We start from the raw sequence: 21,410 nt of genomic DNA, 5'->3' as shown, positions 1-21,410 counted from the left end.
GCAACTAAAGATTAGATTATAATGCCCTTTCATTTCTCACAATGGAAAAAATTCTTGCTTTTTTATGATTTATTTCATATCAAAAACTTACGCCAGAATTAAGCTCCCACATTGGCAAGAAAATTCCCAAAGCCAAAAATAGCACCAAAACTGCTACAAAAAGCGTCATTAAAGGCTCTAAAAGAAGTAAAAAAGTATCCATGATATGATTTTGTTTGAGCTCATAATACTCAGCGATTTTTGCACTCATTTCGTGAAGTTTGGAGCTTTTCATCGCTACAGCTAACATAGATAAAACTATAGGCTCAAACAAAGCTAGCCTCTTAAATGCCTCATCAAGCCTTAAGCCTTGCTCGCAAAGCTCGTCTAGCTTTTGAAACTTTTCTTGCAAGAAAAGATTACTTAGGCTCATTCTTGCAAGTTTTAAAGAGTGCTGTAGTGGCAACGCACTTTGCAAAAGCAAAGCAAAAATCATAAAAAAATGAGTGTTTTGATTATAAAAGATGAGTTTTGAGAAAAAAGGAATTTTTAGCAACAAAGCATGATTAAAATACGCAAAATCGTGATTTTTCTTATACAAATACACAAAAAATATCAAAAACACGCAACAAAGCACAAGCAAAGGCACGAAAAAGTCTTGCAAAAAATTATATATAGCCAGCATAAAACGCGTGATAAAAGGCAGTTCAAGCTCAAAATCATCAAAGATAAGTTTAAATTCAGGCACTACAAAAAGCATTAAAGCACAAAATACCACGATCAAAGATACAAAGACAAACAAAGGATACGCCAAAGCTTTTTTAAGACGTTTTGTATTGTTTAAGCTTTTTTCTCTTAGCTCGCAAAGTCTTAAAAACACACTAGATAAATCGCCTGTGTTTTCTCCCATCTTAATCAAAGCAAGCTCAGCCCTATCAAAAGCAAAACCAGAATTTTCAAAAGCTATATTTAAGCTTTGTCCGCTTTGAAGAGCTTGGAGAATTCGTGTTAAAAAAAGCTTGATTTTAGTGTCTTTATGATGAGCTTTTAACTCTTTAAAAGCCAAAGATACACTCACTCCAGCACCCAAAAGCAAGGAAAGCTCCTTAAAAAGCAAGGCTAAAATTTGTGGCTTTAAACTAAGATCAAAATACCTAAATTCTTCTATATGAAGGACATTAAAACCCTTAGCCCTAAGCTCATCTTGTGCTTTTAGCTTGTTTTGAGCTTTGATGATAAGGCTTTTTGTTTTATTTTTAGACTTGATAAGAACACTAAATTTTTTCATCTTAGCACCCTTAAAAGCTCTTGCAAACTCGTAACTCCAAGCCTTACCTTAGCCAAACCTAGCTCAAACATAGTTTTAAAACCTTGTTTTCTTGCATACGCTAAAAGCTCGTTTTTGCTCTTGTTTTCTCGTATCATTTCAGCTAAATTTGTATCGATAAATAAAAACTCAGCCACCACTTCCCTACCTACAAAACCGCTTTGCCTGCAGTATTCACAACCTCTTGCTTCAAAAAACTCTTCTTTTACGCCTTCAAATTCAATGCTAACTTTTTCTTTACAATGCTTACAAAGCTTTCGCACAAGCCTTTGAGCGATGATGAGCGTAAGAGCTGAAGCAAGTAAATAAGGCTTTGCTTTCATATCAAGCATTCTGCTGATGGCTGAGACAGCATCATTTGTATGCAAGGTTGAAAACACTAAATGCCCTGTAAGAGCTGATTTAACAGCTATATCAAGACTTTGTTCATCTCTCATCTCACCTATCATAATCACATCTGGATCTTGCCTTAAAATCGCCCTTAAAGCATTGTTAAAATCAAGCCCAGCTTTAGGATTAAGTAAAATTTGCTGCACCAAGCTTAAGCGGTATTCTACCGGATCTTCAACGCTGATAATCTTTTTATTTTCATTTTGAATTTCACTCATCGCTGCATACAAAGTCGTGCTTTTTCCGCTTCCTGTTGGCCCTGTAACAAGGATCATACCAAAAGGCAGTTGAATGCTTTGGCAAAAAAGTTGCAAACTCTTAGCTTCAAACTCCAAATTTTCAAGGCTTAAAAACTTCTGTTTTCGTTTTAAAATTCGAAGCACCAAACTTTCAGCATAAAGCAAAGGTAAAGACGAAAGCCTAAAATCGTATTCTAAGCCCTCAAATTCCATCACAAAACTTCCATCTTGGGCTTTTCTTGTCTCAGCTATATTTAAGTGAGCCAAAAGCTTGATATATAAAATCAAAGCATGATAAATTTCAAGCTCTACTCGCAAAAAAACACCCAAAAGTCCATCTATCCTAAAACGTATCAAAGCTTCTTCACTGCTTGGTTCAAAGTGTATATCACTTGCCCTAAGCTTTATAGCTTGCAAACAAATAAGCTCAAAAAGCTTTGCTACTGCACTCTTATCCTTTTTATCGCTATGTGTAAGTTCTATTTTAAGCTCAGCGATTAAGTCATTAATCTCGCATTCAAGGCTATATTTTTCAATGAAATTTTCTATCTTTGAAGGATTTGCAAGAAAAATTTTGATGAATTTATGTTTAAAAGAAGCTTGAAGCTTATCTAAAAGTTCATTTGAAGGTATTTTTGCAAAAGCAAGATAAATGAAGTTCTCATCTTCTTGAAAAACAAGACATTGACACTCTTTCATCTGCTTAAGACTTAATTTAGACAAAAAATAAGGATTATACTCTTTTAAAGCTTGAAATTCAAACCCTTTAAACACAGCAAAATCACGCAAAAAACGATCTTTATTGATATTTAAATCAAGATAAATTGTATCAAGTGTAAGCTTATCTTGCTCATATAACTCACATAAAATAGGCAAGATTTTCACATACTCAAGTTTTTGAAGCGAGTTTTTATCTTGAATATTTATGCCTAAAGCTTGAAATTTGTTTTTTAACTCATCACAATTTTGCACCCTACCCTCCTTTCTTTAATCATAACAAAAGCCAACTTTAAGAAAGGCGAATTTATAAAGATTTTTTAAGAATGTGTTAATTTATAGCTTATGAATTCGGGTATAATTTCAAAAAATAAGGAAAAATTGATGCAAAAAAATACCACTCTCTTTGCTTTTGGCTTAGCTGCAGCTGTTTTGATCTGCGTTGTACCGTTTTTTCATACTCATTTTATGCTTAAAATCATCTGCGGACTGATTTCTGGACTTATTTTGTATGTCTGTGCGTTTAAAAAACTTGATTTTGATGATAGCGCTTTATATGTTTTTGTGGGCTTTTTCATCGTGCTTAACTTTGCTTTTGGCGATATAAGTTCAAATCAAGGGGCAAATTTACTCATTTATCTTAGCATATATCTTTTAGGCTCTATTCCTTTTGGACTGATTTTAGCCCTTGTTTTTGCAAAAGTAGATATTAAAAGCGAGGGAAGCAAAAGTATAGGCGCAACAAATGTCTTAAGGGTAGTCAAGCAAACTGACCCAGCCCTAGCTAAAAAACTTGCTATCGCAACTATCATTCTTGATTTTGCTAAGGCAGCATGTCCGATTTTAATCGCTAAATTTATGGGAGCTGATGCAAATATGCTTTGGAGTATAGGTGTTTTTGCGGTGCTTGGGCATTGTTTTTCTATCTATCTTTTTTTAGACGGAGGCAAGGGCATAGCTACTGGGGCTGGGGTTATGGCTGTTTTGTTGCCACTTGAGCTTTTGGTGGCTTTATTTGTTTGGTTTGTGGTTGCTAAGGTGTTTAAAATTTCAAGTCTTGCTTCACTTGCTGGGGCATTAAGCTTTATTATCGCTTCTTTTGTATTTCATTATGATATGCCCCAAATTCATACACACGCACCGATTCTTATCATCTGTTTTATCATCTTTTATAAACACATACCAAATATCAAAAGATTGATTTTCAAAGAAGAATGCAAAGTCATATAAAAATAAAACTTCAATTCAAATGTATCATTGGAATTTTGGATTTTGAGCGAGAAAAAAAGCAAAAGATTATCATTAAGCTTAGGGCTAAAAGTAGTGATTTTTTAGATTATGCTTTGATTTGCAAATGGCTTAAAAAGACTTTCAAAGAAGAGCGATTTAAGCTTTTAGAAGAGGCTTTGAGCTTTATAAGTCTTCATCTAAAAGAGCTTTATCCAAATTTGACATTTATAAAAATCAGCATTTATAAACCAAAGATTATAAAAAAAGCAAAATGCGGTGCTTACTTAAAGAAAAAATATTAAATTTTTTTTAAAGTTTTTTGAATATTTACTTAAATTGTGTTATCATTTACACTTAAGATTTTAAAAATTTAAGGATTAATCCAATGAGAATTTTAGTGATTGAAGACGACAATGCTTTAAACAAAAACCTCGTAGAAAATCTCAATCAATCAGGCTATCAAACTGATTCTTCAGAAAATTTCAAAGATGGCGAATACTTTATCGGCATTAGACATTATGATCTTGTACTTTCAAGCTGGAGCTTACCAGACGGCGAGGGTGCTGATCTCATCGGTGTGGTAAAGCAAAAATCTCCTCGTACTGCTGTTTTGATACTCTCTGCTAAAAACGACAAGCAAAATGAGATCAAAGCCCTTAAACTTGGTGCTGATGATTATATCAAAAAGCCAGCTGATTTTGATGTGCTTTTAGCCCGCATTGAAGCTCGTTTAAGAATGGGTGGAAGCAATGTCATTAAGATAGATGAGCTAACTATTGATCCAGATGAAGAAAAGATCACTTATAAAGGACAAGAAATAGAGCTTAAAGGTAAGCCTTTTGAAGTTCTTACACATCTTGCAAGGCATTCTGATCAAATTGTCTCTAAAGAGCAACTTTTAGATGCGATTTGGGAGGAGCCAGAGCTTGTCACTCCTAATGTTATCGAAGTTGCTATCAATCAAATTCGTCAAAAAATGGATAAACCTTTAAATATCTCAACCATAGAAACCGTTCGTCGTCGCGGTTATCGCTTTTGTTTTCCTAAAAAATCATAAGCTATTTAAAGTTTGAGATAATGCAAAAACTCAACAATCAAGCCCAAATTGCTTAGGGAGTTTTGTGATGGCAAAACGAACAGCTATAGTGGATTTGGGTTCTAACTCAGTGCGTCTTGTTATCTTTGAAAAAAGTTCTCGATACGCCTTTCATACTTTAGCTGAATACAAACGCAAGGTAAGACTTGGCGAAAACGCCTATAATAACGCTAAATTCTTACAAGCTCAAGCCATGCAAAGAACTCTAGAAACCTTAGAGTATTTTAAAGAAATGGCTTTAAAGCACAAATGTAAAAAAATTCTCATTGTTGGCACCTCAGCCTTAAGAGACGCTCCAAATGGCAAGGATTTTATCAAAGAAGTAAAAGCTAAGCTTGGCTTAAACATACGCTGTATAGACGGCAAAACAGAATCTTACCTAGGCGGCTTAGCGGCTTTAAATTTACTCTCAAACATAAAAAATGCGACGACTTTAGATATAGGCGGAGGTTCAAGTGAGCTGTGTTTGATTAAAGAAGGTAAAATTCAAGACTGCCTTTCTTTAGACCTTGGAACAGTGAGGCTTAAGGAGTTATTTTATGATACAAACAGGTTTGAAAAGCTTGATACTTTTTTAGATGAGAGCTTAAAGCTGATCCCAGAGCATTTTAAAAACGACAAACTCATCGCTATAGGGGGAAGTTTAAGGGCGATTTCAAGTTCCATTATGGATAAAAACTCATATCCTTTGAAAACTTTGCACGAATTTAGTTATAAACTTAAAAATGAAAAAAAACACCTTGAGAGAATTTTAAATGCGAGCGTTGAGGATTTGTATGATTATGGTATCAAAAAGGATCGTTTTGATACGATCAAAGAAGGCGCGTTGATCTTTACAAAAATCGCAGCCAAACTTGGCACAAAAGAAGTGATTACAAGTGGAGTTGGAGTGCGTGAGGGTGTGTATTTAAATGATATCTTACCACCTAATAAACGCTTTGCAAGTAATTTTAATCCAAGCGTAAAGTCCTTGCAGGATCGATTTTTGGGCAAAGAAAAAACTAAAATTCCTCATTATGTTTCTTTGCTCTTTGATGAGCTTTCAATTTTACACAATCTTGACGCGCATTATAAAAGCACATTAATTCATGCTGCTAAGCTTTGCAATATAGGCTCGTATTTGAATTTTTACTTTTCAAATGAGCATAGTTCATATTTTATCCTCAATGCTTTAAATTATAATTTTTCTCATCAAGAAAAAACACTCATTGCCATACTTATTCGCAGTGCTGGACGAAAGATCGGCATTTATGCTGAACCTTTTAAGGAGCTTTTGCCTTCATTTGAGATTATGTCTTGGCTGAATTTTATGCTTGGTTATGCAAAAATCATCGCTTTAAATCACCCAAATGAAAGCAAACTTGAATTTACACTTCACAATAACAGCTTATATCTTTACAGCACTAAAAATCTCAATATCCCAAAAGATGAGCTTAAAAAACTTATCTTACCTCAGGACTTGGTTCTTGTTTTAAATCAAAAGCCTTGATTAAAAGCTTAGAATTTATATGAAAATACAAGCTTATACGTGTTTTGATAACTTTGATCTAGCTTTTTCTCATTATCCATAAGAAAAGCTAAATGTAAATTTTCATCAAACTCATCAGCGCTGAAATAACTTAAACTATAGCCCAAAACTGCTCCGGCGATAACTTGAGCTGTGGTGTGTCTTTGAGCGTGTATCCTTGAAGCTCCAACCGTGCTAGCTAGCAAAGTAAAAGGCAAACTCGCTTTTAAACCATATCGTTTATGTGAAAAACCAGCTGCAACAAAGGCAAAAGAAGTGTGTCCGCTAGGAAAGCCATCAAAACTGCCGTTTTTAGGACGTTGAGAAATTTGAGCTAAGTGTTCATCGTGTTTAGAAAGGGCTACGAAGCTGTATTTGACTGCGTAAGTTGAAGCAAGAGTTAAAGCAGAGCCTAAAGCAAGTTGCTTAAAGCCTTCATAATCTTGTGTTGCAAGCGTGTAAGTAGCTAAGCTTAAGGGCAAAAACTGCATTACATCGCCATATTTTTCAATCCAATGCCCCCCCCCCATTGCCATAAGAAAAGCTTATCATGCAAGCAAAAGCTAGCACAAGCTTTCTTAATCGATATTTTTTCATTGTTTCTCCTTTTTTTTGATGAGATTTTGAATTTTTTGTTTATTTTCCTCAAAAAAGCTGTCAAAACTACGCTCTTTAGGTGTATGTTCAAGGCTTTCTTCACTTTGTGCATCACTGGTTTGCAAAAGTAGATTTGAAGCCCCTATGATTAAGGTGTAGCGTTTATTATCATATTCAAGTATGATGAATTTATTATTTTTATCTAAAGGTCTTTGAAAGATGAGTTTAACTTCTTTTGAGTTAAAATGATTTTTGTATTCAAGCTTGCGTTTAATCCACCAAAGCACGATTAAGAGTAAAACAAGCACGCTTAAAACAAGGATATAATTTGTAAAATCAAAGCCCTCTAGGCTCGAGTTCTTGGGCTTTATGCTTTCATTGTTTTCATTTTTTAAGCTTAAAATACTTACTGTAGAGGCATTTAAGGCATTTTGACTTACACCTTGAGGTAAAACTCTTACGCGAAGTGAAATTTGATCTTTATCGCTACTTGCATTCACGCTTGCGTTATTTTGCGTTTCAAGCATGATAAGGGTTTGTTTATTTTGTGGGGTGATGAGAATTTGCTTGAGTAAATTTGACTTGAGTTCCCTTTTTTCTTCTTTTGCAGTGCTTAACTCATCAAGCGTGATAAGCACGAAATTCCCTTCTTTTTTCTGGACGATCTTGCCCTTATACGCACTATCAAAAACAAACATCAAATCAACCCTATCGCTTCTTTCATACACGCTAAAATCAACAAGCTTGGCAGCAAAAAGGGGTAGAGCAAAGCATAAAAAGAGTAAAAATTTCATTATGCTTCTTTTTTAAAGTATTGCAAAACGCTTTTAGAATCTAAAATTTCATTGATACGAATGGCAAGATTTTTTTCATATACCATTACTTCGCCTTTACCAAAGATTCTTTTATTGATATAAAGTTCAACACTTTCTCCGGCTGGCTTTTCAAGATCAATAACAGAACCCACATCAAGCTTTAAAAGATCACTTACGCTCATATTTGTAGTGCCAAGTTCGCTGACAAAATCAACGGTTATGTCTAAGATATCTTCGTATGACTCAAGTAAGCCGGCATGATCGCCAAATTCATTTAATTTTTCACTCATATTTTTTTATAACCTACTCTTAATAAAGCTCCGTTAAGATCAAAAGTTAAAGCTCTATCAAGCTTGAAATTTTCAAAATCAACCCTACCTAAATACTCAGGTATGCCAAGCACATAATCCCCGCCTTTTTCATTGAGTTTCATCTTTGCATAGCCTATGATTTCATTAGCACATTCTTTAGCTAAGTCGCAAAAATCGCCCTCATGAAAAGTTACATTTTGCAAAAATACCAATCTAAAATGTTCAAAAACTTCTTTTGAGAAAAAAAGATAGAAGTTAAATTCCCCCTCGATCTCGCTTTTAAGCATAATAGCCGCACCATAAAGCTCACCTTCTATATGCTCCCTTTGAGTAAGCTTGCCTTTTAAAATTTCCTCAAAAAAATGCTTGATAGAATCCTCAACAGCTCTAAACATCTTTTCTCCTTTTTTAAGTATAATTATAATAAATGAAAAATAAAAAAATAATTTATTCTTCGCTTTTTAAAAAATTTCATTCACTTTTTGCATGATTTTTGTGATCTTTTTTTCTTTAAAAGCCTCAACAATACTTGTGCCAACTATAGCTCCATCACAAATTTGCTTGATATTTTGCACATCTTTAGCATTTTTTATTCCAAAACCTATAAAAATAGGTAAAGTTGTGTAAGCTCTTAGCTCTTTAACTAAGCTTTTAAGCCTTGAAAATCCTACTTGCTTGCCCCCTGTTATGCCAAGACTAGCCACCACATATACAAAGCCACTTGCCCTTGTGAGTATCTTTTGCATACGTTCTTTTGAAGTTGTAACGCTGATTAAAGGGATGAGTGCAAGCCCTGCTTTTTCACACTCCCTAAAAAGCTCTTCATTTTCTTCAAAAGGAAGTTCTGGCACGATAAGCCCTTTAATGCCTACTTTTTTACTCTCTTCAACGAATTGTTTTATCCCATAAGAAAAGATTAAATTATAATAGACTAAAAAAACTATAGGCTTTTTGATTTTTAGCTCAGTTAAGCTTTTAAAAACCTCGTGTATATTTATGCCTTCATTTAAGGCTTGTAAGGCTGCCTCGCTGATTATCCTACCATCAGCTATAGGATCAGAATAGGCTATGCCAAGTTCTAAAATATCAATCTTACTTGTATCAAGTCTTTGTAAAAAAGCCTTAGTTGTGGCTAAATTTGGATAGCCAAATACACTAAAAGCCACATTTGCCTTTTCTTTATAAAAATGCTTAAAATCAACCATAAATTTTTCCTTTTTTATAGCCTAAGATAGTGTGCATATCCTTATCGCCCCTGCCTGAGATATTGACTACTATAACGCTTTTTTTATTTAGGCTTGGACAAAGTTTTTCAAGATAAGCAAGAGCATGAGCACTTTCAACAGCTGGGATAATGCCTTCTTTTTGACATAAAAGCTTTAAAGCATTCATGCATTCATCATCACTCACAGCATAGTATTTGACGCGTTTAAGCTTTTGCAAATACGCATGCACTGGACCAACTCCGGGGTAATCAAGCCCAGCTGATATACTATGAACGGGCAAGATATTGCCAAATTCATCTTGTAAAACCTTAGTTTTCATGCCATGGATTATGCCATCTCTTCCCTTTGTTAAAGTGGCTGCGTGATAAGGCGTATCAACACCTAAGCCTCCTGCTTCTATACCGATAAGCTTAGTGTGTTTATCCTTTAAAAAACCTTGAAAAATTCCAATGGCATTTGATCCACCACCCACACAAGCGATGACATAATCAGCCTTTTTACCAAGCTTTTGAAGTTGTTTTTTACACTCCTTGCCAATCACGCTTTGAAAATGCGCGACAATTTGTGGGTAAGGATAAGGACCAACTACGCTTCCTATGACATAAAAACTTTTTTCTATCTCATTGATCCACACTTGAATGGCTGCTGTAGTAGCTTCTTTAAGTGTTTTTAAGCCGGTATGAACTTCTCTTACCTTAGCGCCTAAGAGTTTGATTTTTTGGACATTTAAAGCCTGTCTTTGTGCGTCAGTTGCTCCCATAAATACTTCACATTCTAAGCCCAAAAGTGCCGCAGCTGTAGCTGTAGCTAAGCCGTGCTGTCCAGCTCCAGTTTCAGCAATGATCTTTTTTTTACCCATTTTTTTAGCTAATAAGGCTTGAGAAAGAGCATTGTTGATCTTGTGCGAGCCTGTGTGATTTAAATCTTCTCTTTTAAGATAAATTTCATGCCCATAATATGAACTTAAATTTTGAGCTTTATACAATGGAGATTTACGCCCTACATAGTCTTTTAGCAAGCCTTTGAGCTCTTTTTTAAATTCCTTTGTAAAAGCTATGGTTTTAAAAGCATACTCAAGCTCGATAAGAGCAAACATAGCCGTTTCTGGCACAAAGCTACCTCCAAAATCCCCATAATAACTTTTCTTCATCGTCCTACCTTTTTTAAAAGTTGCATAATCAAAGCCTTATCCTTTAAGCCTAAAGCATTTTCAACCCTTGAGTTTATATCGATGATCTTAGGCTTAAACTTACAAGCTTGTTCTATATTATCAAGTCCTATGCCACCAGCTAAGGCAAAGTCTTTTGGGTAATCTTGCAATAAATTCCAGTTAAAACTTGTGCCATTACCGCCTTTAAATTTACCCTTAGTATCAAAAAGCACTAAATCAGCATTGATATTTTCATCATATTTAAGCTTTTCATCTACGCTTATAACTTGCCAAAGTTCAAGTTTTAAGGCTTTGGCTTGAGTATAAAGATCCTTGCTTACCTTTTTATAACACTGAAGGACATCTAAAAAACTTGCATGCTTGAGTATAAACTCATCGCTTTCATCAACAAAAACCCCAACAGCTTTTTTTCCTGAATTTCTAATGATAAGGCTAAGCTCTTGGGCTAAATCAAAGCTTACTTGTCTTGGGCTTTTTGCAAAGATAAGCCCCATATAATCGATATTTAAGCTAGCAATTTGCTCGCAATTTTGCCTTTCTTTAATCCCACAAATTTTAATTTTCATGCAAGGTTCTTAATTGTTCTTGATAGGTGTGAAAAAAGTCAAGCACCCTACCAGAATAAATAGCCTCAAGCACTATATCCTTAGCCTGCATAGGATTTTCAACCTTATTTGCTGTATAAAGAGCAAACATAGCATTAAGCACTACTATATCAAATTTAGCCCCCTTAATCTTCCCAGCTAGAGTATCAAGCAAAATCTTCGCATTAAAGCTCGCATCAGCTCCTACTATATCGCTGTGAAAAGCTCTTTTAAAGCCAAATTGTTCTGGGCTTACTTCATAGTATAAGATCTCACCATCTTTAAGCTCATATACGCTAGTATCTGCACAAATGCTTATCTCATCCATGCCGTCCTTACCACGCACTACAAGGGCATGTTTTCGTCCAAGTGCCCTTAAAACCTCAGCTAAAAGCTTATGCACAGGCTCGTGATAATTACCTAAAAGCTGGTATTTAAGCTTTAAATTTGGGTGCAATAAGGGCCCTAAGACATTAAACACGGTTTTTACCCCAAGTTTTTGTCTTACTTCTCTTACCTCACCAACTAAGGAGTGAAAATAAGGAGCGTGAAAAAAGGCAAGTCCTAGTTTATCAAGCACTTCTTTTTGCTTGCTTATGCTCTTATATGTATTGATTTTTAAGGCTTCAAGCACATCAGAGCTTCCGCTTGAGCTTGAAATGGCTTTATTTCCATGCTTTGCTACCTTTACGCCAAGTGCGCCTAAGATAAAAGCTGTTGTGGTAGAGACATTAATACTCTTAAAGCCATCGCCTCCTGTGCCTACTATATCGATCATCTCACTTTCATCGCTAAAAGTTTGTGAGTATTTTAAGATATTACGCACTAAGGCACTTAGGGATTCTTCGTTTAAGGATTTTTCAGTGATTAAGATAAGTAAGGCAGCAAGCTGTATAGGCTCATAGTCTTTTGAAGCGATGATTTTACAAATTTTTTCAAAATCAAGGCTTGTAAGGGCGGTATTTTCTTGAAGTTTGTTGATAAAATGAGTTAGTTTTGGTTTTTCTTCAGGCTTTTTTTCAGCTTTTAATTCTAAGAAATTCTTAAAAATCTTTAGCCCATATTCGCTAAAATAGCTCTCTGGATGAAACTGCACACCAAAATAAGGCAAGCTTTTATGCCTCATCGCCATTAAAACTCCATCTTCAGTATAAGCAAGAGCTTCTAGGCACTGGGGTAAATCCTCAACTACTAAAGAATGATAACGCATCACCTCAAAACTTAAGGGCATATCTTTAAAAATATAAGCTTGATCTTCAAGCTTGATTGTTGAAGTATTACCATGTGCAACTTGCTCTAATCTTGAAATAGTCGCATTAAAAGCAAGCCCTAAGGCTTGATGACCCAAACAAACGCCAAGTATTGGTATATCTAAACCGCTTTTAAAAAGCTCTAAGCTTATGCCACTATCTTTTGGGTGTTTGGGTCCTGGACTTATGACTATAAAATCTGGCTTTAAAGCCTTAAGCTCATCTAAGCTTATCATATCATTTCGCACCACTTTTACTTCGCCTTCATAAAGCTGAGTAAGCATGGTTTTGACATTAAATACAAAAGAATCATAATTATCAATCAATAAAATCATCATTTATCCCTTAAAGCTTCAAAGCTTTTAATGAGGCTTTGTCTTTTAGCCTTGATCTCAGCGTATTCTTTTTCAGCCTCGCTTTTCATCACTACCCCAGCCCCACTTGCGATAAAAGCTTTGTTTTGAGTAAAAAAAGCTGAACGTATAATAATGGCTAGGCATACATTTTCATTAAAATTTAAAAAGCCAATAGCCCCACCATACACGCCACGATTAAGCCCTTCAAGCTGAGATATAAGCTCTAAAGCCCTAATCTTTGGAGCCCCACTTAAGGTGCCTGCTGGAAAGATAGCCCCTATAGCATCAAAAATGCTTGCTTCATCTTTTAAAAAAGCATACACACTTGAAACTATATGCATGACATATTGATAATTTACCAGCTCAAAGACATTTTCAACCCGAGTTTTTGTCCCAAATTTAGAGATGTCATTACGCGCAAGATCAACAAGCATTCTATGCTCGCACAATTCTTTTTCATCACTGAGTAAATCTTTTGCTAGAGCCTCTTTATCACTTGTTTCATCTAAAGTTCTTGTGCCAGCTATAGGAGCGATAAAAATTTCTTTATTTTTAATACTTAAGACAAGCTCAGGTGAAGAGCCAACCACAACGCCATACCTACTTGGAAAGTGAAACATATAAGGGCTTGGGTTTTGCTTTGCAAGCTCACTATAAAAGCTAAGGCTATCAACATTACTTTGTATGCAAAGTTGTTTTGAAAGCACGACTTGAAAGATGTCTCCACTGGCAAGGTATTCTTTAGCCTTTTGTATCATGGCTATAAAATCAGCTTTTTCAGCTTCTAAATCATTTTCTATCTTAAAATCAAACTTACAAGTCTTATCTTGAAATTCTTCATCTTTTAAGCACTCAAAATACTTTTTATCTCCATACTCAAAATAAAGCTTAGAATGCTTTTCATACACCAAATACGCCCTAGCATTGGCAAATAAAAACAAAGGAAAATCATAATTTTTAAGCCTAGGCGTGTCAATTTTTTCAAAAAAAGTATAAAAATCAGCAGCTAAAACCCCAAAAAATCCAGCATATTCGCACAAAGGCTTTTTCGCACTTTCTTGATAAAACTCAAATTTAAGCTGACTTAAGTCCATATCTTTAGCGTCTAAAAAAAGAGGGTCAATACCAATGATGACTTTGTTATCATCTTCAGCAAAATAAGAATACTCATAATGCTTTAAAAGTTGTTTATAATACACAATCGGCGAGCATGAAAGCATAAAAAACCTTTGATTATTTTCTTAATAAAAGTTTAAGATAATAAGGCTAAAATTTGGCTGAATTTAGCTTTAAAAGCATTGTAAAATCAAGAAACAAAGCCAAGAGTTTAAAACTGATATTGTGCTTTTATATTAAAATTAATATTGTTTGAGTTTTTACTTATCTCATCATCAAAACCCAGCAAAAAAGAAGTTTTATCTGTGCCAAGACGCACATTTGCTCCTATGCGGATAAGACTTTTATCCAGTTTGTGCTTAAGATTAAAATTTGAACCTGTAAAATCATAAAAAGAAGCACTATTTTTAAGCACATTGCCTAGTAATCTTTGTTCGTAAAACGCAAAAAGATTAAAACCTGAACTTGGATTTAAATCATACGCATCACTTAATGTATAAGATAAATTTGTCCCCACGCTCATACTAAGACTATGATAGTTTTTGTTTTTATGATTTACGCTAAGCAAGGCTTTGTTTTCTTTGATCTCATCTTGATACATAAAAGTATAAGCGCCATAAATCATAGGAGAGAGTTTTAATGTAGAATCAATCAAAGCAAAAGAAAGCTTTTCATCTAAAAGCAAATCCTTGCTTATACCTGCGTGAAAAGAGCTTAAAAGGTTGTTATAGCTTGCTTTTGGGCGAGAGTCTTGATTGTAAATATTTCTTCGAAGTTGATTTCGAGCAAAGCCCAAAGATACACCACTCACAACATTTACAAAATCAAGATCAGATTTGAAAGTAAAACCCGTTGAAAGAAGATGAGCTTTTATATATGAGTTTTCAAAATCGCTGTAATTATACGCATAGTTTAAAAATCCAGCCAAAAAAGTTCTCTCATCAACATACTTTAAAGCTTCTAATTTTGAACCCACGCCATATCCATCATAAGATTCATCATCAACATAAGTATAACTTGGATTTAAGCTGATTTGCTCGCTATTTTCTTGCAAGAGCAAGAGTATATTTTCAAAGCCTAATCTTTCTTGAATTCTTCTTATCCTTGCTGTATTTTTAAGATGATCGTTATTGTCTATACTTTCTAAGGTTTTTACATAATCATTATTTGCCATAGCATTAAGCTCGCCAAAAAACTGAGTATAAGAAGCTGGCAAAGTTCCTGACATAGCCATAGCCCTTAAAGCCCTTGCTAGACTTGCATTTGCTCCTTCATAATTTGCATAAACATTTGCTTTAGTGCTTGCATTTAAAACCAGCTTATCAGGTGAAAGAGTAAAGTCAAATACTGAAGAATTAGCCACACTTACATTAAACTGAGATAAAGAATTTTTTAAATCGCCCAAATTTAAAGCAATATTTTGCGCGCTCGGTGAAATTTGAGCAATTATAGGCGCATACACCAAAGAAGCGCCTTGAGCTATATTGTAATTATTAGCTTTAAGTAAGGAATTTCCACTTGTATTAAAGCTCAATCTTAAAGTCGCCAAACTTGCTTGAGTATAAGCACCCTTTACCTCAAGCACTGCTAAACCATTACCTCCTATATCAAGCAAGCCATTATTGTGTAAATTTTGATTTAAAACCACACTGCTTGTACTTGGCATAGCCTTAGAAAATATACTCGCAAGCCTTTTAATGTCTGCGTTTAAATCGCTTCTTTCACCCACAAATAAGGTTCCGCCTTGTTCTACAAAAACTGAACTTTGAAGGCTTCCTCCTGAACCATCATTTCTTTTATACAAAGCAAGAATGCCTCCACGCACTATAGTATCGCCTTGATAAGAATTTGTTCCACTTAAGATGAGCGAGCCTTGTCCTTCTTTGATCAAGCCTACTTCAGTGATATTTTGCATTTGCGCTGCTGGGCTGTTAAGAGCTGAGCTTAAATGTAAATTGCTATCCCAAGTTTTTTGACTGATATCATTGCTAAACTCGGCTGTGTATCCTTGAGTATCAAGGGTATAAAAGGCTTGTTGTTTGTTATTATGTGTTTGAATGTCTTTTAAATTCAAGCGATTTGTATCAAGTATGCTTAAACCTTGCAAAGCTTTTTGAGCATCTAGTATGCCTTGTCCGAAAATCTCTTCTTTACTTACTTGCTGAGCAGCTTGAGTGGTATTTAAATTATTCATTATATAATCTGTGTAGTTTTGAAGCACGCCACCTATATTAAGTGCTAAGCCATTATACAAAGCATCAACATCAGCTCTTTTTTCAGCATCAGTTGCTGGCACGGCTTGATCTATATACACTAGGGTATAAGTTGTTTTAACACTTGCACCACTGCCCTCGCCAATACTTTTAACAACCATTTTTGGAGCTTGATAATCTTTATTTGCCGTGCTTAAAAGCACATCTGCAATTTGTGCGCCGTTTAAAAAGGGAAATTTTTCTTGCACCAAAGCTGCAACTCCACTGACTAAAGGTGCAGCCATAGAAGTGCCTTGTTTTAAAGTATAACTATTGTTTGTATTTGCATCAACTGAGTTGATCTTTACTCCAGCTGCTGTGAGGGAGAAATTTACAGCTCCTTTAAAGCCATTGCTAAAATCAGCCACGCCCTTGCCATCGATAATAAGCTTACCATCAGCTTGTCTAGTGATATACTCGCTATCAAGCGCACCCACCGCAAGCCAAGATCGAATACTTTCATCATATCTTGGCAAAACAGATTGTATGTTTGGCGATAAAACACCTTCATTGCCAGCTGCAAATATACTTAAAAGCTTTCTTTCTTGAGCAAGTTTATACAGCCCACTTGTGGGAGCTAAAGGGTTTGTAAGCTCTTTCATAGCATAATTTGCATCATCTATTATACTTGTGTTTTGAACTAAGTTCTTATTTAAATCATACTCAAGCCCCACAACAGGGTATATGTTAGAACCCCAGCTATTATTTACGATCTTTACTTCACCTTTGTTTTTAAGTATATTGTAAATATCGGGTAAGTTTGTATGTGTGTTATCGCCAAAAATGCCAACACCATAAAAGCTTGCATTATAAGCAGCCCCATAAGGCTCACTTCCTCCAAGTCTTGAACCAAGTGCTATACCAGCCACATGGCTACCATGAGTATCAATTAAAAAATTTGGAGTATAGCTTTGCCCATTTTGATCGCTAGGATAAGCTACAGAACCTAAAATTCTATCTTTAAGGCTTTGATGGGTAATATTAAAGGCATCATCAAGTATGCTTATATGAACGCCATTTCCTGTAATGCCACTTTGATGAGCTTCATTAACATTGTGAAGCTCAAAAGGACTTAAGGCAAAAAGCTTTAATGTAAAAACAAAAAATAAAACCCAAGCCCTTTTAAACAAGCACATTTTAACTCCAACTTTACGCTTTTATAAAACTATAAAATAACGTTGCAAATCACTCCACTGTAACTGATTTGGCTAGATTTCTTGGCATATCCACATCATTGCCTAGACGCACAGAAATTTCAAGAGCTAAAAGCTGAGTGATGAGCATCATCTCAAAAAACTCACACATATAATGCTCTTGCTCTGAAGTTTTGATAAAATCATCACTTAAGTCAAACTCAAGCGGCGAGATACAAAGTAAGGTTGAATCCCTTGCGATGAGTTCTTCAACATTTGACTTTGTTTTATCATAAAGCATATTTTTTGGCATTAAAGCTATGGTGTAAAGCTTGGTATCAGCTAAGGCTATAGGTCCGTGCTTCATCTCTCCACTTGGATAGCCCTCAGCATGTAGATAGCTAAGCTCTTTAAGCTTTAAAGCCCCTTCTAAAGCTAAAGGATAAAATACATCGCGTCCTATGTAAAAAAAGCCATGCCCATCTAAGTAACGTTTGCTAAGGCGGTGGATTTTTTCATGAAGCTTACTTTGAACGACAACCACACTTGGAGTGTGCAAAAGTGCTTTTATATCTTTGCTGATATTAAATTGCTTTTTTTGAGCTATATATAAAACGATGAGCCATAAGGTAAGCACTTGAGAAGCAAAGGCTTTGGTGCTTGCTACGCCTTTTTCTATGCCAGCTCTTGTTAAAATACTTAAATCTGCAAGGCGAACTATGCTTGAATTATCTACATTGCAAATCGCAAAGCTTTTTGCACCTTTTTCTTTAGCAATCTTTAAGGCTTCAAGCGTATCAGCTGTTTCTCCACTTTGAGAGATGACGATGAAAAGTGAATTTTTCTTGATAATGCCTTCTTTATAGCGAAACTCGCTAGCTATTTCAACCCTAGCTCTGATTTTTGCCACTCTTTCAAACAAATAACTTGCCACTAAAGCCGCATGATAGCTTGTGCCACACGCACACAAAGTGATCTCATCAAAGGCTGTTAAGTCCTCATTTTTAAGCTCATCAAAAACTATGCTTTCACCCTCAACACGCCCCATTAAAACCTCGCTTAAAACACGGCTTTGCTCATAAATTTCTTTTTCCATGAAAAAGCGAAAGCCATCTTTTTGGGCGTAGGATTTATCTTGAGAAAGTTTGCTAAAGTGTAGGTTTTTAAGCGTATTATTTTCATATACTTCAAGCGAAGTTGGGCTAGCTTTACCATAACTTAAGTCTTCAAGATACACCACCTCATCAACATGACCTATCAAAGCTGCATCTCCTGAAGCAAAATACAGCTCATTTGAGGCATTTTTGCCTATGATTAAAGGTGCAGCATTTTTAGCAAAATATATACAATCTGGACTTTTTTTACTCACTAAAAGTATAGCAAAGGCTCCTTTTAGCTCTTTTATAGTGAGTTCAAAAGCTTTAAAAGGTTCATTGGTGCTTGCATAAAATTCAAACAAAGCTACGATGACTTCAGTATCTGTCTGACTTAAAAAGCTTACGCCCTTGCTTTCAAGCTTATCTTTAAGCTCTTTGTAATTTTCTATAATGCCGTTGTGAATAACGCAGGAGTATTGTCCTAGATGAGGGTGAGCGTTGATTTCTGTTGGCTTGCCATGTGTTGCCCAGCGTGTGTGTCCTATGGCTACGCCTAAGCCCTCACTTGTGAAGTTTTTGCATTTATTGCTTAAATTTTCAAGCTTGCCAACAGCTTTGAAAAAGTCAAGTTCATTTTCTTTCATCACAGCTAGACCGGCGCTGTCATAGCCTCTGTATTCTAGCTCTTTAAGCCCGCTGATGATGAGTTCTTTTTTTTCTTTATTGCCTATATAACCTACTATTCCACACATTTTTACTCGCTTGTTAGGGATTTGATGAGTTCATCTTTTTTTTGCAATAAATTTTCATTTTTTTCAAAATAAAAGCTATTGCGTGTGCGTCCTTTGATTGTTTGAATTTTAGCTGCGCTTAAATTCAAATCAAAACGCTTAAACTCGTGCATTACAAAAGCCATTAAGCCTTGCTGATCCTTGGCGTTAAGATTAAGCTTGACATAGCTTTTTGAATACTCTAAATCAAATTTTAGCTCATCTTTTTTAATGCTTGGTTTTTTTAGCTCTATCTTGTTTTTATGCACTAAATTTTGCTCTAAAAGTTGAGTGAGTTTTTGTTTTTGAATATCACTTATGGTATTTGAATACTCAAATTTAAGATAAATTTTTTCATCAAAAAGCTGAAAAAAGCTCATAAAGATGAGGTTTAGACTACTGAGTGCATTTAAAATACTAGCGATATCAAATTGCTTTAAAGCTATCATTTCTAAGATGAGATTTTTTTCGTTGTTAAAGCTAAAGCTAAAGTCTTTTTGCTGGGCGATTTTGGCAATTTTTACTATATCTTCAAAGCTATTTTTGATGATGAAAAGGTTTGAAACTATATGCGTGATCTTATCTTGCAAGATACTGCTTTGATCTAAAAATACCTTGCTTCGCTTTAAGGTTTGCTCTTTTTTTACCCTTCTTGCGATCTCATCAAGGTAATTCACATCTTCAAAGCCAGCCAAAGCATTTAAAAGCAGTTTTTCAAGACTTCTAAAATAAAAATCATGCGTGATATGTAAAACTCTTGCATTGATAAGAGTTAAAGCGTGAATCAAACGCAAAGTTTTTTCATTTTCAAGACGACTAATGAGCGTAAAGATAATGGTTTCATTATAAATATCTTCTTTTTCGATGATATCTTTCATGGCATTAAAATTTTTAAACACTCTTAAGCCAAATTCTACCAAATCAGCATTTAAGCTAAGTTTTGCACAATATGATCGATAAATGTTTGCTAAAGAAACTTCATTTTCAGCCTCAATCGCACTCATCACAACACTTAGCTTTAAGATCATTGTTTCATCAGCATTTAAAGCCTTAAAGCATTCAAACTCATCAAAGCTTAGCTCAAGCTCTTTAAGGCAAAGTAAGGCATTTTCATCAAGGCTGTAAGCTCCTTCCTCGCTAAGCAAAAAACGAAATGAGGCTAAGGGCTTAAGCATTATGCTTAAAAAGGAGCTGTCAAAGAAAAGTTTGAGTAAAGAAAAGCTGTGTTTGCGGCAAAGACTTTGTTTAAAATGCTTAAGAAGCTCTTCAAATTCATCTTTTTGCACCCTTAAACGACGCAAGCTCATCAAAACACTAATGTCAAATTCCAAAGGCTTATCTTCAAGGGAATTTAAAGCGGCTAAAAACTCGCTTGCATTTTGAAACTGCATACTTTCATCAAGATAAATTACACCTTTTTGATCTTGCTTGAAATGCCCGATTTTACTTAAATTTTCATTCTTGTCAAGCAGGTTTTGAATACATTTTTGCAGATAAAGAGCATAAATTCCACTTGTTTGCATTGAACTCATCGCTTTTTGTAGCAAAGCCTTTTTTGCATCAACGCTTTTTTTATCTTTTTTTTGCATAAGTTTGCTTAAAAAATCAAGCTTTGCAAGCTGAAATTCATCTTCATCTTTTGAATGCTCTATATTTAAAGCAGATTTTAAAGAAAGCAAGAAATCCATAGCCAACCTTAGCTCGCTTAACTCGTTTTCATCGATAAACTCAAGGGCGTAACTTTGAGGGGAGTTTTTAAACAACAAAAGCAAAGAACGAAGCAAAAGATAATTATCAAGTCCGCCAAAGTCTTTTTTGATATCAAATTCTTGAGCGATGAAAGGCGTTTGAGTGTGGTTGAGTTGGCTTAAAATTTTGTTTGCTAGCTCGAGTTTGTGATTTTGTAGATAAAGCGTGCTTGTTTCTTTTACAGCTTTAAATAAGGCTTTTGAACCACACAAATACCTTAAATTTAACAGATCAAGCCCAAGTTTTGCCTTGCTTACAAGTCCATTTAGCTCGCAAATTTCAGCTTGCATAACAAAGCCAAGATCGTTTAAAGCGGCAATAAAAGCCTTCATAATAGGTTTTAAATGATACGCAGGCACATCTTTATACACAAAAAGTAAGGGCAAGTTTTCATAAGCTGCAAGTTTAAAATCTGCATACTGATGATGTGCTAAGATACACAAAGGCACACTTTCATCATCTGGTAAAAAATCCTCAAAAAAATCCTCAAGTATGATT

18 protein-coding genes are annotated in these 21,410 nt (G+C 35.0%); 4 read left to right on the top strand and 14 right to left on the bottom strand.

Annotated elements, in window-relative coordinates; all coding sequences use genetic code 11:
• Positions 1-79 precede the first annotated feature (79 nt).
• Complete coding sequence (locus tag CQA38_RS00945) at positions 80-1,267, bottom strand: type II secretion system F family protein (RefSeq protein WP_137632135.1); 1,188 nt, start codon at positions 1,265-1,267, stop codon at positions 80-82.
• Complete coding sequence (locus tag CQA38_RS00940) at positions 1,264-2,907, bottom strand: GspE/PulE family protein (protein ID WP_137632134.1); 1,644 nt, start codon at positions 2,905-2,907, stop codon at positions 1,264-1,266. The genes CQA38_RS00945 and CQA38_RS00940 overlap by 4 nt, the downstream gene beginning before the upstream one ends.
• A 348-nt stretch (positions 2,908-3,255) precedes the next feature.
• On the opposite strand from CQA38_RS00940, the gene plsY reads away from it, so the two are divergent.
• The 4 genes from plsY to CQA38_RS00920 all read left to right on the top strand — a co-directional run bounded on the left by plsY (position 3,256) and on the right by CQA38_RS00920 (position 6,467).
• On the top strand, positions 3,256-3,882 hold the full coding sequence (gene plsY / locus CQA38_RS00935) for a glycerol-3-phosphate 1-O-acyltransferase PlsY (protein WP_249355141.1): 627 nt from the start codon (positions 3,256-3,258) through the stop codon (positions 3,880-3,882).
• The gene (locus CQA38_RS00930; RefSeq protein WP_137632133.1) at positions 3,867-4,184 is read left to right on the top strand and encodes a dihydroneopterin aldolase; all 318 of its coding nucleotides are present in this window, start codon (positions 3,867-3,869) and stop codon (positions 4,182-4,184) included. The genes plsY and CQA38_RS00930 overlap by 16 nt, the downstream gene beginning before the upstream one ends.
• Before the next feature lie 83 nt (positions 4,185-4,267).
• Complete coding sequence (gene hsrA, locus CQA38_RS00925; RefSeq protein ID WP_137632132.1) at positions 4,268-4,939, top strand: homeostatic response regulator transcription factor HsrA; 672 nt, start codon at positions 4,268-4,270, stop codon at positions 4,937-4,939.
• Positions 4,940-5,006: 67 nt separating this feature from the next.
• Positions 5,007-6,467, top strand: a complete 1,461-nt coding sequence (locus CQA38_RS00920; protein ID WP_137632131.1) for a Ppx/GppA phosphatase family protein — start codon at positions 5,007-5,009, stop codon at positions 6,465-6,467.
• 8 nt (positions 6,468-6,475) lie between these two features.
• On the opposite strand, the gene CQA38_RS00915 is transcribed toward CQA38_RS00920, so the two are convergent.
• The 12 genes from CQA38_RS00915 to CQA38_RS00860 all read right to left on the bottom strand — a co-directional run bounded on the left by CQA38_RS00915 (position 6,476) and on the right by CQA38_RS00860 (position 21,202).
• Complete coding sequence (locus CQA38_RS00915) at positions 6,476-7,021, bottom strand: phosphatase PAP2 family protein (RefSeq protein WP_137632130.1); 546 nt, start codon at positions 7,019-7,021, stop codon at positions 6,476-6,478.
• Between the two features lie 57 nt (positions 7,022-7,078).
• Positions 7,079-7,876, bottom strand: coding sequence for a hypothetical protein (locus CQA38_RS00910; protein ID WP_137632129.1), 798 nt, complete (start codon positions 7,874-7,876; stop codon positions 7,079-7,081).
• The gene (gene fliN / locus CQA38_RS00905) at positions 7,876-8,187 is read right to left on the bottom strand and encodes a flagellar motor switch protein FliN (protein ID WP_137632128.1); all 312 of its coding nucleotides are present in this window, start codon (positions 8,185-8,187) and stop codon (positions 7,876-7,878) included. The genes CQA38_RS00910 and fliN overlap by 1 nt, the downstream gene beginning before the upstream one ends.
• Positions 8,184-8,603: a hypothetical protein gene (locus tag CQA38_RS00900; protein WP_137632127.1), complete on the bottom strand. Its 420-nt coding sequence runs from the start codon at positions 8,601-8,603 to the stop codon at positions 8,184-8,186. Before CQA38_RS00900 ends, fliN begins: the two co-directional genes overlap by 4 nt.
• Positions 8,604-8,669: 66 nt before the next feature.
• Positions 8,670-9,413, bottom strand: coding sequence for a tryptophan synthase subunit alpha (trpA, locus tag CQA38_RS00895; protein WP_137632126.1), 744 nt, complete (start codon positions 9,411-9,413; stop codon positions 8,670-8,672).
• Positions 9,406-10,584 (bottom strand): tryptophan synthase subunit beta, encoded by a 1,179-nt coding sequence (gene trpB, locus CQA38_RS00890; protein ID WP_137632125.1) that lies wholly within the window; start codon positions 10,582-10,584, stop codon positions 9,406-9,408. The genes trpA and trpB overlap by 8 nt, the downstream gene beginning before the upstream one ends.
• A complete protein-coding gene (locus CQA38_RS00885; protein WP_137632124.1) occupies positions 10,581-11,171 on the bottom strand; it encodes a phosphoribosylanthranilate isomerase in 591 nt (196 codons plus the stop codon). Before CQA38_RS00885 ends, trpB begins: the two co-directional genes overlap by 4 nt.
• Complete coding sequence (gene trpD, locus CQA38_RS00880; RefSeq protein ID WP_137632298.1) at positions 11,161-12,774, bottom strand: anthranilate phosphoribosyltransferase; 1,614 nt, start codon at positions 12,772-12,774, stop codon at positions 11,161-11,163. Before trpD ends, CQA38_RS00885 begins: the two co-directional genes overlap by 11 nt.
• Positions 12,774-14,015 (bottom strand): anthranilate synthase component I family protein, encoded by a 1,242-nt coding sequence (locus tag CQA38_RS00875; RefSeq protein ID WP_137632123.1) that lies wholly within the window; start codon positions 14,013-14,015, stop codon positions 12,774-12,776. The genes trpD and CQA38_RS00875 overlap by 1 nt, the downstream gene beginning before the upstream one ends.
• A 107-nt stretch (positions 14,016-14,122) precedes the next feature.
• Positions 14,123-17,299: a S8 family serine peptidase gene (locus CQA38_RS00870; RefSeq protein ID WP_137632122.1), complete on the bottom strand. Its 3,177-nt coding sequence runs from the start codon at positions 17,297-17,299 to the stop codon at positions 14,123-14,125.
• A 49-nt stretch (positions 17,300-17,348) separates the two neighbouring features.
• Positions 17,349-19,145 carry a glutamine--fructose-6-phosphate transaminase (isomerizing) gene (gene glmS, locus CQA38_RS00865; protein ID WP_137632121.1) on the bottom strand — a complete coding sequence of 599 codons (1,797 nt, stop codon included), beginning with the start codon at positions 19,143-19,145 and terminating at the stop codon, positions 17,349-17,351.
• 2 nt (positions 19,146-19,147) lie between these two features.
• Complete coding sequence (locus tag CQA38_RS00860) at positions 19,148-21,202, bottom strand: nucleotidyltransferase (protein WP_249355139.1); 2,055 nt, start codon at positions 21,200-21,202, stop codon at positions 19,148-19,150.
• Positions 21,203-21,410 lie beyond the last annotated feature (208 nt).

Source organism: Campylobacter sp. MIT 12-5580 (genome assembly GCF_005406235.1).
In the GTDB taxonomy this organism is placed as follows: Bacteria; Campylobacterota; Campylobacteria; order Campylobacterales; family Campylobacteraceae; genus Campylobacter_D.
The sequence above is the reverse complement of the archived record's forward strand: the minus strand, read 5'-3'. Positions and strand labels throughout refer to the sequence as shown.

What these genes read in the sequence shown, in the direction of transcription:
- CQA38_RS00900 (WP_137632127.1), bottom strand. Translation starts at nt 8,603, where the DNA reads ATGTTTAGAGCTGTTGAGGATTCTATCAAGCATTTTTTTGAGGAAATT.
- CQA38_RS00875 (WP_137632123.1), bottom strand. Translation starts at nt 14,015, where the DNA reads ATGCTTTCATGCTCGCCGATTGTGTATTATAAACAACTTTTAAAGCAT.
- CQA38_RS00930 (WP_137632133.1), top strand. Translation starts at nt 3,867, where the DNA reads ATGCAAAGTCATATAAAAATAAAACTTCAATTCAAATGTATCATTGGA.
- CQA38_RS00870 (WP_137632122.1), bottom strand. Translation starts at nt 17,299, where the DNA reads ATGTGCTTGTTTAAAAGGGCTTGGGTTTTATTTTTTGTTTTTACATTA.
- trpD (WP_137632298.1), bottom strand. Translation starts at nt 12,774, where the DNA reads ATGATTTTATTGATTGATAATTATGATTCTTTTGTATTTAATGTCAAA.
- hsrA (WP_137632132.1), top strand. Translation starts at nt 4,268, where the DNA reads ATGAGAATTTTAGTGATTGAAGACGACAATGCTTTAAACAAAAACCTC.
- trpA (WP_137632126.1), bottom strand. Translation starts at nt 9,413, where the DNA reads ATGGTTGATTTTAAGCATTTTTATAAAGAAAAGGCAAATGTGGCTTTT.
- CQA38_RS00920 (WP_137632131.1), top strand. Translation starts at nt 5,007, where the DNA reads ATGGCAAAACGAACAGCTATAGTGGATTTGGGTTCTAACTCAGTGCGT.
- fliN (WP_137632128.1), bottom strand. Translation starts at nt 8,187, where the DNA reads ATGAGTGAAAAATTAAATGAATTTGGCGATCATGCCGGCTTACTTGAG.
- glmS (WP_137632121.1), bottom strand. Translation starts at nt 19,145, where the DNA reads ATGTGTGGAATAGTAGGTTATATAGGCAATAAAGAAAAAAAAGAACTC.
- CQA38_RS00945 (WP_137632135.1), bottom strand. Translation starts at nt 1,267, where the DNA reads ATGAAAAAATTTAGTGTTCTTATCAAGTCTAAAAATAAAACAAAAAGC.
- trpB (WP_137632125.1), bottom strand. Translation starts at nt 10,584, where the DNA reads ATGAAGAAAAGTTATTATGGGGATTTTGGAGGTAGCTTTGTGCCAGAA.
- CQA38_RS00860 (WP_249355139.1), bottom strand. Translation starts at nt 21,202, where the DNA reads ATGCAAGCTGAAATTTGCGAGCTAAATGGACTTGTAAGCAAGGCAAAA.
- CQA38_RS00885 (WP_137632124.1), bottom strand. Translation starts at nt 11,171, where the DNA reads ATGAAAATTAAAATTTGTGGGATTAAAGAAAGGCAAAATTGCGAGCAA.
- CQA38_RS00915 (WP_137632130.1), bottom strand. Translation starts at nt 7,021, where the DNA reads ATGGCAATGGGGGGGGGGCATTGGATTGAAAAATATGGCGATGTAATG.
- CQA38_RS00910 (WP_137632129.1), bottom strand. Translation starts at nt 7,876, where the DNA reads ATGAAATTTTTACTCTTTTTATGCTTTGCTCTACCCCTTTTTGCTGCC.